Here is a 12,226-nt window from a genome sequence, read left to right on the forward strand (position 1 = left end):
CCCTGCTTCCCCTGCTCCCCCTGCTCCCCCACCAGTCCGCCAGAAGACCAGAGCGCGGTTTTCGACGCTGGAACTATTATTTAATGGTGCTTTTAGTGGCTTTGAAGGCGGATTAGTAGGAATTGCGCTATTTAGTTTCCTCGGTACTACTTTAGTTAGTACGGGAGCGTGGCTGCTAATTTTAGCGGTGTTGGTGTTTGCCCAATGGCGGCGCTGGATTGAAAGATGGGACTTGATAATTATTGCTGGAATTACCTTAGCATTAGTTTTGTTTGTGCCAGGATTAACTGCAAATGTTAGCAATTTGATAGGAATTGACTCCAAATTAGTTGTATTAGTAATAGCGACATTAACAGCAGCAGTAGCGATCGCTGTAACGGCAATATTTCGCTTGATTTACAAATTGCTGTCGCTAATACTTTAACTAAGTGGCGCTCCAAATTCCCTATGTCTCAGTCTAAAAATGAAACTGTTGTTTTAGTCCTAGCCTTGTTACTCACATTAGGATTGGTAGGTGCTGGGATTTGGTGGTTCAGCCAACTTTCTCAAGGCAACAGAGGCGGGACAACAACCTCAAACGATCGATCGCTTTCAGAGCGAATTAGCGTAGGTGAGAAAAGCTTGCTATCAGGGGCAAACGCAGCCAAACAGCAGGGGATAGAAGCAATTTCTAAAGGAGATTATGCCCAAGCTATCCGCAGTTTGCAAACATCTTTGCAGAGCCAGAAAAACGATCCTGAAGCTTTAATTTATTTAAATAATGCCCGCATTGGTACTGGTAAAAGTTATACGATCGCCGCATCTCTCCCCATTGGCAGCGATCCTAATGGTGCTTTAGAAATATTACGCGGGATTGCCCAAGCGCAAGATAAAGTTGCTAGTGCAGGCGGAATTAACGGCGTAAAGTTAAAAATTGCGATCGCTAACGACGATAACAATCCTCAAGTTGCAGAACAAGTTGCGGCAGCGTTAGTCAAAGATCCAACTATTTTAGGAGTAGTTGGTCCTTATGCTAGCGATGTTACCCTAGCTGCTGGCAGCGTTTACAATTCGGGACAACTTGTAGCCATTTCCCCCATTAGTACCTCTGTCAAGCTTTCCGGCTTTAGCCCTTATATTTTTCGCACCGTTCCTAGCGATTATGTCGCTGCTAGAGCGCTGGCAAATTACATGACTAGCAACTTGCAGAAAACTCATGCAGCAGTATTTTTCAATTCCCAAAGTGGCTACAGTCAATCTTTAAAATCTGAGTTTGTTACTGCTGTTTCTTTGGGTGGGGGACAAGTAGAAGCTGAATTTGACTTGTCAGATCCAGGGTTTAGCGCTGCTAGAAGTGTAAAACAGGCAAGCGATCGCGGCGCAGATATATTGATGCTAGCCACAAATACAGGCGAACTCGATAAAGCCTTGCAAGTCGTGCAAGTTAATAACAAACGCCTACAGATTCTAGCAGGAGATGATGTTTACGCTCCCAAAACTTTAGAAGTTGGCGGCGGGGCAGCAGTAGGCATGATAGTTGCAGTTCCTTGGCATATTGACGCTAACTCCAATTCTGAATTTGTCCGTCAGTCTCGGCAATTGTGGATTGGCGATGTCAATTGGCGCACTGCTTTAGCTTATGATGCTACTGTTGCTTTAATTGCGGCTATTCAACGCTCTCCAACTCGCACTGGCGTACAACAAGCTTTAAGATCGCCAGAGTTTACTGCACCTGGGGCGGCTGGTAATATTCGTTTTTTACCATCAGGCGATCGCAATGCTCCAGTGCAATTAGTACAAATTGTTCCAGGCAAGCGTTCTGGTACGGGTTATGATTTTGTACCCTTGCGTTAACAATATTCTAGAGTCAAAGATAAACTGCAGACAACCAAAACAATTTATAAATTCAATTAGTAGGTAAATTATGCATCATGAATTAAGATGTCCTGGATAGATTTTGCAATCCGCTTACTTTTAGCCTTTATCTTGGGTGCGGCAATTGGGATTGAAAGACAATGGCGACAAACTAAGTCAGTTCTCAAAACTAATGTTTTGGTGTCGATTGGCGCAGCTATGTTTGTGATGTTGTCGGCTATGTTTACAGGCGATGCTAGTCCAACCAGGGTAGCAGCCCAGGTAGTGTCTGGAGTTGGTTTTCTGGGGGGAGGCGTAATTTTACGCGAAGGATCTAGCGTGCGCGGACTAAATACGGCAGCTACTTTGTGGTGTGCGGCTGCGGTAGGAAGCTTGATTGGGGCGGGATTTTTATTTCAAGCTTATGTTGGGGCGTTAGCTGTGATCGGTGCAAATTTATTGCTTTCGCCTTTAGTGCAGTTTGTGCAGAACCTTAATGGCGAAACGATCGCCGAAACAAAACTAGAAACTCGCTATCGTTGTCGTGTAGTGTGCGATCGTGAAGATGAAGCTGATGTTCGGGCTTTGCTGTCTCAAGCAGTACATGATGGTGTTTTAGTGCTTGATGCTTTTTATAGCAAAAATATTGATGGGAAGGATATCAATAACCCAACTTTGGTAGAAATTAAAGCAAATATCCTTACTCAAGGGCGCAACGATTCGCTTTTAGATGAGCTTGTTAATCTGCTTAAGCTTAAAGTAAATGTTACTAAGATAAGCTGGGAATTTATTTCTCAAGAATCGGAGTAAAAATTATTTTTACTCGTACCTATAAATGTACGTAAATTTGCTGAAATGTTTTATAAAAGTAATATAAACAAGGCTCTAGTTATCCGTAAAATTACGCTTGGAATGTCATGAAGGGTAGCGGTAGTCTGGAAGTTTGTCAATGCGCTATCTAATTTGGGATGTTCCCTCCCAAACCGCACGTCAATATTAAAATAGCCAATCGGGCTGTGGAGTTGTGACTTGACCAAGCTCTCAAATAAGAATAATCAAACTACACCCCTACCAGATAGTAATACATTGGGCAACAGTCAACCAATGTCGCGCAAAAAGTTAAATAAATTAATTGCTATTTATTTTCTGATTGTAGGTTTGATTGGTATAGGTCCTTTAATTTACTGGTTAAGTAACCGTAGCGATCGCCCAGAACGAAGCAATGCATCATTTACCAGCTTATTTAGTCTAAATCACAATTATAAATTTACTCAAAGGCGTATTAGTTTAGCTAATAAAGTTCTCATTAGAGCAGATAATAGCCCAGATAAACAGGCTGGAGTCGTAGCTTTTGCCCAAGGAGATTTTGCCACTGCAATTGATAAGTTCAGTGCTTCTTTGCAAATGAATCGCAACGATCCCGAAGGATGGATTTATTTAAGCAATGCTAAAGCCGCCCAAACAGGTAATGTTATCAAGATTGCGACAATTGTACCCATTGGCGGCAACTTAAACGTATCTAGAGAAATATTAAGAGGTGTAGCCCAAGCCCAATACGAAGTAAACAATACTGGTGGGATCGGTGGCAAGTTATTACAAGTAGAAATTGCTAACGACGATAATAATCCAGAAGTCGCCACCCAAATTGCCACAGCCTTAGTCAAAGATGCAAGTATAGTAGCAGCGATCGGACACAATTCTAGCGATGCTTCAATAGCCGCCGCTCCCATTTATCAACAAGGTGGTTTGGTAATGATTTCTCCTACTAGCGTGGCAAGAAACTTATCTGGTATCGGCAGTTATGTATTTCGTACTACTCCTAGCGCGAGATTTCTTGCTAGCACCCTAGCAAGTTATGCAGTTATTGATGCGCGTAAAACTAATATTGCTATTTGCTCCGATACTAAAGCTGAAGCTAGCAAGTCTTTTAAAGAAGAGTTTATCGCCGCTGTATTTGAAAAAGGCGGGAAAATTACTAACACTAATTGCGACTTCGCCGCTGCTAATTTCGATCCGCAGGAAATTGCCTCGCAAGCAATCAGCGATGGTGCAGATAGCTTATTTTTAGCACCCTCAGTAGACAAACTCAATCAAGCTGTGGATGTAGCTAGGGCAAATAAAGGTCGATTGCCTTTACTGGGCAGTCATACCATGTACGCTTTTGATACATTGCAGCAAGGGCAAGCTGATTTTAATAGCATGGTATTGGCTGTAGCTTGGCATCCAGCGGCAATTCCTGGCAATCAGTTCGCGCTGAAGGCGAAAAAGTTTTGGGGTGGGGCAGGTAGCTGGCGCACCGCAATGGCTTATGATGCTACTGTTGCAGCGATCGCTGGTTTAAAGTCTAGTAATAGCCGCGAACAATTGCAAAAGGCGTTGTCTAACTCTGGTTTTTCTATTAATGGGGCGACAGGTAGAGTTAAGTTTCTACCTACAGGCGATCGCAATACAACAGGTACTTTAGTTAAAATTCGTCCAGGTAAGATTTCTGGTACTGGTTACGACTTTGCGCCGTTTAAACCATAAGACTCGATTACTTAAATAGGAAAAGCCACAAGGGAATAGTTAACGGCAAGCCTACTGTAGTTAGGACAATACTACTAGCGGCAATTTGCCGATCCAAGTTGTACTCTTCAGCCAAAATCAAGTTGGCAAAAGCTGTAGGCATTCCTGACATCAAAACTAAAGCAAAGCGAGCATCGCCAGTGATGCCAAAATAAGTCAGAATTACTCCTGCTAGCGCTGGTAGCACTAACATTTTTAAAACGGCAGGAATTATCACAGGATAAAAACTTTTAACTCCCTGGAGTTTGCTTAATTGCATTCCGATCAACAGAAAAGCGCCAGGAATGACAAATAATAAAGAAGTCTGGATTCCCCATTCGATCGAAGGTGGAAATTCTAGATGACGGCTAAAGTAGCCAATGGCAAAAGCCCACAGTGAAGGAACGCACATCACATCGCGTAGTTGCATCCACCACTGATTTTTTTGTGTTTGTCTGCCAAAATAGCTAGCTAGAACTACTCCTAAGCCGTAGCTTCCTAGTATGTTGTGCGTAACGCCGTATAGTACCACCCAGCCTAAATATGCTGAATCGACAAAAGCAGGAGCGATCGCAAGTCCAATAAACCCAGTATTACCCAGCATAGATGCTAAAACAAAACTGCCTTTACCCGATCGCTGTTGTGGTAACAACTTGCTGACAATTGGTAACTGATAAGTACGTTGTCTGTCAGCTAGTTGCAGTTGCGAGGTAAGCCGACTTTTCTGCCAATATGCTAATTGTTTGAGTAAGTACAAACTTAAAATAGCTAATCCCATGCCTAGTAGTAGCACTTCTAGCGTAATTGCTGGAGGCAACCATACCGCTTGAGTAAAGTCTGAGCGACGAGCTAGTGCTAAAATTTGCAGCGGTACTCCTACCCAATACAAACTACGACCTAGTAACTGAGGTAAATTTTCTTTTAGTGGCAAAAACTCAAGCCGAAAAAGTAGTACCCCTAAACTCGTCCAAAAAATACTTGTTGTCATTACCCACATTTTACTTACCAGCTATTAGTTAAGCTACATAATTTGACAAAATCATTTTTCCTATTTGAATATTCAAATAGGGAATAGTTTTTACTTCTGCTACTTTTTAACTAGGCTGTGGCTTAAAAAACTTGTTTGTATTTATGAATGCAGCAAAACTTAAGTAGCTAAGTCATTACCAATACAACTGTTTTTCTTGCCAATGCCCTGCTGCAAAAAACTTTCAGCTATTAAATTTGTGATTTTTGTGAGTATTTATTCAAAAGAAACTAATCTCTTGAAAAATCGTACTTCTAAATTAAAAATTGTTGCTTTCTGTCGATCGAAAATATTTTATATAAAAATAATCTCATTTTTATGGCTATTAAGTTTTTGCACTTTGTTTATTTAAATTGACTTAAATAAAAGTTTCGTGAAGAATTTAATAAACTTTGGTTTTGATTGAGTTAAAATTTATTAAACGCAGGTTAAGCTTAGATTTGCAGCAAATTAACTCTTGATTATGCTGACAACAAGTATAAAAAATATTGAGGACAAATACTGAGTATTTGCAGTATAATTAACTACAGCAAATCAAAGTAATTGAAAGTTTTAAAAGACGTAAAAGTTGGCAAGTTTAGCTAAACAACATCAGAAATAAATGTTTATTGAACAGAAATTGTCTGCATTACAGCAGGTAACATCTACCCTTAAGAGCGATCGCTACTTATGTCTCAAAAAAACGAAACCACTGTCCTTGTCTTAGCGCTTTTAATTACAGCAGGGTTAATTGCTGGTGGCTTCTGGTGGTTCACGCAAAATGGTATCAAATTAAATAATTCTCGTCTTGCTAGTAATGGTGACACAGATACCCCTAGCCCAGCAGGACAGCCAAGCCCAGTTAGTCAATTTGCTGCTGTGCAAAATGTACCTACTGGGCTATTTAACTATGGTGGTAGCACTTCGTGGGCGCCGATTCGCCTGAATGTCGATTCAGCAATTCAAGCGGCGCGTCCTGAATTTCGGCTGCGCTACGTCACGCCTACAAGCTCAGTAGCAGGTTCTTCGACGGGAATTAGGATGTTAATCGATGGTACGCTCGATTTTGCCCAATCTTCGCGCTCCTTGCAAGCTTCTGAGGTCAACCAAGCTCAATCTAGAGGTTTCCAACTAACGCAAATTCCAGTAGCAATTGATGGCTTGGCTGTAGCTGTTAATCCTCGCTTAGATATTTCTGGACTGACTACCGAACAATTGCGGAATATTTATACTGGCAAAATTACTAATTGGCAACAAGTAGGCGGACCAAACTTAGCTATCAAACCCTATTCCCGTCCTATCACCGATGGCGGTACAGTTGAGCTTTTCATCCAAGAAATCTTAAACAACCAACAATTTGCACCTAACGTCGGCTTTGTTGCTACTACTACTCAAGCCTTGCGCCAAATATCTAACAATCCTGGGGGAATCTACTATGCTTCTGCGCCTGAAGTAGTCCCCCAATGTACGGTTAAACCTTTACCCTTGGGGCGCAGTTCTAGCGAACTAATTGCACCCTATCAAGAGCCTTTTGTTCCCTTGTCTCAATGCCCTAATCAGCGCAACCAACTTAACTCTCAAGCTTTTCAATCTGGGCAATATCCACTGACCCGCAATTTGTTTGTCGTAGTTAAGCAAAACGGGCAGATTGAGCAACAAGCAGGAGTTGCTTACGCTAATTTTCTCCTTTCCAATCGCGGGCAGGAATTAATTAGTCAAAGCGGATTTGTCAGAATTCGCTAACATTAATTTTATGAACGCAGCAAATTAACTGATGAAGCAGGCAGACAAATCAAGTTGTCGCCTTGATTAATTAGCAGCCCTTTTTGCCGCAACTTACCCATCAACCGCGTGACAGTTACTCTGGTAGAACCAATCGCACTACCAATTTGAGCGTGAGTGAGGGGAAAAGGTAAATAATACCCCCTTAAGACTTCAGGATCTTCTTCGCTCACCGAAGGTTCTCCATACTCTTCTACTAGCAATGTTAAAAAGCCAAGTAGCCTGTCAATTGTCCGTCTTTGACCTAAAGCACTGAGCCACAAAAGTTTGCGCTGGTGTTGGTAGCGAAAGGCATCTAAGACTTCGCGCCGAAAGTGGGGCCAATTGTCTAAATCGTGCCAATACATCCACACGACTGCGGTTTGGTCTACGTGGGCGTAACTTTGGAGGGTAAACGGCGATTGAGCAACAATTTCAAAGGGTTGTCCCGCTCCTACAAAGCCTAAAAAAGCCTCTTCTGGTGTGCGGTTAGCTCGCCTTGACATTAGCTGACTTGCGCTACTACTAATTTGTGCCGTACCTACAAGTCGTACAGCACCGCGTTGGACTAAATACAATAGTCCAGGTCTAGTTGGGATTCGCTCGTCCTTGCTAAAACTACGGCATCGATAATGCTCAGTAGCCCAGTCGAGAATCCGCTGCCAAGTTAGAAAAGGTCGTGATGGCTCTGAAGAAGAAGGAGAATGCATAAGTTCAAGCGGTTGGCAATCAGTGCGAAAGTTACAAGAATTTATAGCCTGTAGCGATTTTCTGTAATGATAGACTCTATCCGAGCAAAATCGGGCAATTTAGGCTACCTGTGCTAGTTTAGCTTTACGTTTGTACAAAATATTATAGAGATTGATTTTACTAACATTTATTTAGGTTTATTGTTTGCTAATTTGTAAGTCATTGCAGTTTAATGTTAGAGCAAGAAACCATAATGAGCAATCGAACGAAATGTATAAAAATAGCTGTATAAAAAGCGCTGTCTCTAATTATTAGGTAAATTATCTGTACGAGGATTTAATTTGTAATAAAACATACTTAGATATTTTTTATCTTTGACATTGTGTCAATTTTGATTTGTTGAGTAAGCTCGATTCAGAAAAACTATACTATCCCTTGAAATCAGATTTTGATACTTTGGCTATTCAACAGCTTGTTAAAAGCAAGCTACTTGCGGCTGTAAATGAATATTTCCGGCATAATCAGTTAATCCAACAGCCTCAGTCTGTGCCTTTATATCGAGCTAAAGATTATAGTCGCGTGCTGTACATATCCAGCGTAGCTTTTGTACTCAGTAAAACGCTAAATATTCCTCCTTTAGAAATAGCTATAGCGATCGCTTCTCATTTTCGCGCAGCCCCAATAGATATTACTGTTAATGTAGTAACACCAGGTTATCTTCACTTAGAGCCGACAGCATTTGGGCTAGCTAATTGGTTGCAAACCATCCCATTTTTACCACGATTGCTAGCTAAGTCAACACCTAATGAGTATTTTAGCCCTATTGTGAATAATTCCTGTTTATTTTATATCCAACACGCTCATGCTCGTTGCTGCTCTTTGTTACATCAAGCCGAGCGCGAAGGAACGATCGCTCTGATTAAGAGTGAGGCGCAAGATAAATTATGTCATTGGGCGATCGCGCAACCGCAACCTTTGCCTTGGTTAAACGCGCGATCTAGGTTGCGTTTTTGCCATCAGTCAGAATATGCGCTCATTGGCGAATTAGTAGAGGTATGCGATTGCATCTACACATCTAGCAGCGATGAGCGGCGCTTTTGGCAAGCTGCGGCGAAACTAAGTCAAGCTTTCACTAGCTTTCATGGCTGCTGTAGGCTCTGGGGCGAGGTAAAGCAATTAGATCCCCAATTAGTAGAGGCGCGTTTGGGCTTGATTTTGGCTGTGCAAGTAGTGTTGCAATTCTTACTGGCCAAGCATTTAGGAGTCCTTGCGCCTCAAGAGTTATAGGCTATCTCTATCTTAAGATAGAAAGTTTTGTTACAGGTAATGACAAAAGCCATGCTTTCAAGTATTATTGTCTTGTGTGAGGAGCGAACCAGTCAGGACACCGAGACGAAACACGGCCAGTCGTCGGTGTCCTTTCTGATTTGTACTATTCCCTAAGTAAGAATTTTTCGATGGCAACTGCGGCTCCATCTTGCTCTACGCTAGGAGCAACCCATTGGGCGATCGCTTGCACATCAGCAGGGGCATTGCCCATCGCTACACCAATGCCTGCATATTCGAGCATTTCTACATCGTTGAAGTTATCACCTACTGTCATTACTTGACTAGGTTCAAGCCCTAGTAGTTCTTCGGCTAAATAGCGCACGCCCGTACCTTTGTTGACACTGGGATTTGTGGCTTCAAAAAACGTGGCTACAGATGTAGTCAAATACAGTTCTGCAGGCGTGTATTGCTCTCGTAAATTGCCTAGCAAGCGATCGATGACATCTGTATCGTCGCTGAGGGCTAAAACTTTGGTAGGAGCATTATCTAGTACGTTACGCAAGTCGCCGACAGCTATTGCTTCAATCTCCGAACGGGCGGAGTAAATTTCTGTTTCTGGGGTAATTTCTCGCACGTACAAGCGATCGTTGATATAGAAATGGACTGATAGTAAAGATTTTAGTTCTGGCTGTTCAAAGTAATCTAGCAATCTACGAGCAGTATTTGGATCTAAGCACCAATGACGGTGCAAGTGTCCTGTACTTGGGTTTTGTATCCACGCTCCTTGATACGCTAATAAGGGCAAATTAGAGCCTATAGCCTGGTGAAAACGCAAAGCCGAGCGATACATACGTCCTGTAGCGATCGCAACTTGTATGCCTCTATTTTGCGCTGCTTTAACTGCTTGCTTGACGCTGGAGTTAATGTCGTTTGATACTCCGGCGATTGTCCCGTCAATATCTAGTACCAGTAGTTTAATATTGCTTGAGTCTAAAAGCGTTGCTGCTTGATTGTGATTAGCTAAAGATGCTTGCATAGCGATCGCTTGTCAGTAATTCCATTTTGAGGGTAACAGGCTTTAAGTGCGATCGGTATGATACTCGTAAGGGCGCAATGCATTGCGCCCTTACGATCGCATAGGCACAAAATACATTCTGTGCCTATGTTTATTTAACTTCTAAAATTTAGAAAGTGAATGTAGTACGCAAAGTACCTACATAGATTGTATCGTTAGCATCGTTGTGTTCTGGGTTGAGAATTACGAGCAAGCCTGGAGTGATAGCTACGTTGTCAGTGAGTTGCAAGCGATATAAAGCTTCAATGTGGTAGGAAGTATCTGCATCTTCACCGCCAGCAACATCGCTGTCAGTAACTTTAGGTGGTTGACCGAAGATCAAACCAAGTTGGCTACCTTCACGACCAAAGTCTTGCAGTGCTAGAGAAACGGCGTAGTTAAAGATTGTGGCACTGTCGTCGTTGTTGAGTTTGTTTTCTGCATCTGTTAAACCAGCCCAACCAGATAGTGTTAGCTTGTCACTAGCGCGGAAACTAGCTTCTACACCGTAGTGGTTAGCTGCAGTAGGTACGTTACCGAAAGGTTGGTTAGCCAAAGCGCTACCTGTACCACCAGATAGAGCGACTGCATTAGACTCCGCTACACCGCCAATACCGTTTCCTTTGTCATAGCTACGAGCATAAGTTAAACCGATGTTGATTGCGTCGCTGGGTCGGAAAGAAATTTGACCTAAAGCGGCAAACGAACCATCAAATAAGCCTGTACCATCGGCAGGACTGTCAGCAGTAGGTGCTAAATAGCCAATAGATGCGCCAATAGCTCCATCGGGGTTAAAGTTGAGGGTTAGACCTGCACCACCGTTACCTTGGCGGTAGATGGGGTTGAATCGTCCGAAGCGAGAGATTGCACCGCGTCCGCTGCTTTCAAATGCTGGGTTGAATGTATAAACGTTATCATGAAATTCAACGTTAGAGAAGTCAACTTGCGCTTGGATTCTTTCGCCAATGGGGAAGCGATAGAAGAAATCGTCGATTTCAAATTGATTTTCAGTATTGGTTTCAAAGCCCAAACGAGTCATGTTAGTGCCAGTTGCATCAGTAAACGAACCGATGTTAGCTGCTTGCAGACGGGTTCTTAATAAGTCTCTGCCAGTGAAGCTGGTGTTGAAGTTCAAACGAGCGCGAGCGCTAAAGGTAGTGTTTGTGTCTGCATCTATATCTCCGCCACCTACTGCATCGCCACCAAATACATCAGAAACAGCCGCAACTACTTCTCCCGTCAACTTGGTTGTAGTTGAGAACTGGTTGGCTTCTAGTTCAGCAGTCCGTACTTCTAAAGCATCTACACGACCACGCAAGGTAGCAAGTTCTGCCGCAAATTCTTCTTGCAAGCGCTGCAATGTAGCTAAATCTTCTTTGCTTACTAAGTCAGCAGTTGCAGTGGCAATGAGTTCGTTAACGCGGTCCAAACAAGCGTTCAAACCAGCCGCAAATTCGTAACGAGTTAAAGCGCGATTACCGCGATATGTACCGTCTGGATAACCAGCAATACAACCATAACGTTCAACTAAAGACTGCAATGCTTGGAACGCCCAGTCTGTAGGTTGTACGTCTGATAGCTGAGAAACTGATGTTACCTGAGCTAGTGAATCGTTGGTTGCAGGTGCAGCTTGGGTTTCAGTTTGTGCGGGTGCAGCTTGAGTCTCTGTTTCTGCGGGTGCAAATTGACTGATAACTACTGGTGCTGGCTTGTCAGCGATTTGTAAAGTTTCGTTGCTTACTGCTGCATTTTGGCTGGGAACTAAATCTGCTGCCGAGGCTTCTACTGCTTGAGCGCGACCTGCTACCAATAAAGTAGCTCCGAGTAGAACTGGACTTAGCTTTAAAGCATTCCAAAAAATCTTAGACATATATTTATCTCACTCACACCGATGTTTTTTACTTTGGCAGTTAGGAAGCTTTGCTTCGTTTTACTTCTTAGCTGCTTTCACATATCCTCAAGTCAAATTATACAAACTATTTGTTTAAATGTGTCAACAAAAAGTTAGACTTTTGGATTGATTTACCTTAAGTTTATTTTTGCTTTACTTGGTAAAGAAATAATTACCC

General features: G+C 42.5%; 9 protein-coding genes and 1 pseudogene. 6 read left to right on the plus strand and 4 right to left on the minus strand.

Annotated elements, in window-relative coordinates:
* From UH38_RS26740 to UH38_RS11750, 4 genes and pseudogenes are all read left to right on the plus strand, one after another.
* A pseudogene (locus UH38_RS26740) lies at nt 1–424 on the plus strand (serine/threonine protein kinase); the annotation flags it as partial.
* A 23-nt stretch (nt 425–447) separates the two neighbouring features.
* The gene (locus UH38_RS11740) at nt 448–1,833 is read left to right on the plus strand and encodes an ABC transporter substrate-binding protein (RefSeq protein WP_045054848.1); all 1,386 of its coding nucleotides are present in this window, start codon (nt 448–450) and stop codon (nt 1,831–1,833) included.
* Nucleotides 1,834–1,920: 87 nt separating this feature from the next.
* On the plus strand, nt 1,921–2,643 hold the full coding sequence (locus UH38_RS11745) for an MgtC/SapB family protein (RefSeq protein WP_045054849.1): 723 nt from the start codon (nt 1,921–1,923) through the stop codon (nt 2,641–2,643).
* 219 nt (nt 2,644–2,862) lie between these two features.
* A complete protein-coding gene (locus UH38_RS11750; RefSeq protein WP_235355216.1) occupies nt 2,863–4,359 on the plus strand; it encodes an ABC transporter substrate-binding protein in 1,497 nt (498 codons plus the stop codon).
* 7 nt (nt 4,360–4,366) lie between these two features.
* Here UH38_RS11750 and UH38_RS11755 read toward each other — a convergent pair whose 3' ends face one another.
* A complete protein-coding gene (locus UH38_RS11755) occupies nt 4,367–5,365 on the minus strand; it encodes an AEC family transporter (protein ID WP_045054962.1) in 999 nt (332 codons plus the stop codon).
* Between the two features lie 708 nt (nt 5,366–6,073).
* Here UH38_RS11755 and UH38_RS11760 point away from each other — a divergent pair.
* Nucleotides 6,074–7,126: a PstS family phosphate ABC transporter substrate-binding protein gene (locus UH38_RS11760; RefSeq protein WP_045054850.1), complete on the plus strand. Its 1,053-nt coding sequence runs from the start codon at nt 6,074–6,076 to the stop codon at nt 7,124–7,126.
* Between the two features lie 8 nt (nt 7,127–7,134).
* Here the strand turns inward: UH38_RS11760 and UH38_RS11765 are convergent, their stop codons facing one another.
* Entirely contained in the window at nt 7,135–7,854 is a 720-nt protein-coding gene (locus tag UH38_RS11765; protein ID WP_045054851.1) for a Crp/Fnr family transcriptional regulator, read from the minus strand.
* Nucleotides 7,855–8,269: 415 nt separating this feature from the next.
* Here UH38_RS11765 and UH38_RS11770 point away from each other — a divergent pair, with 415 nt between their 5' ends.
* Complete coding sequence (locus tag UH38_RS11770; protein ID WP_160295952.1) at nt 8,270–9,121, plus strand: DALR anticodon-binding domain-containing protein; 852 nt, start codon at nt 8,270–8,272, stop codon at nt 9,119–9,121.
* A gap of 145 nt (nt 9,122–9,266) precedes the next feature.
* On the opposite strand, the gene UH38_RS11775 is transcribed toward UH38_RS11770, so the two are convergent.
* Both UH38_RS11775 and UH38_RS11780 read right to left on the minus strand, forming a co-directional pair.
* Nucleotides 9,267–10,139, minus strand: coding sequence for a Cof-type HAD-IIB family hydrolase (locus UH38_RS11775; protein ID WP_045054853.1), 873 nt, complete (start codon nt 10,137–10,139; stop codon nt 9,267–9,269).
* Nucleotides 10,140–10,287: 148 nt separating this feature from the next.
* A complete protein-coding gene (locus tag UH38_RS11780) occupies nt 10,288–12,027 on the minus strand; it encodes an iron uptake porin (RefSeq protein ID WP_045054854.1) in 1,740 nt (579 codons plus the stop codon).
* Nucleotides 12,028–12,226: the final 199 nt, after the last annotated feature.

Origin of the sequence: Aliterella atlantica CENA595 (assembly GCF_000952155.1) — a bacterium.
Lineage (GTDB): Bacteria > Cyanobacteriota > Cyanobacteriia > Cyanobacteriales > Chroococcidiopsidaceae > Aliterella > Aliterella atlantica.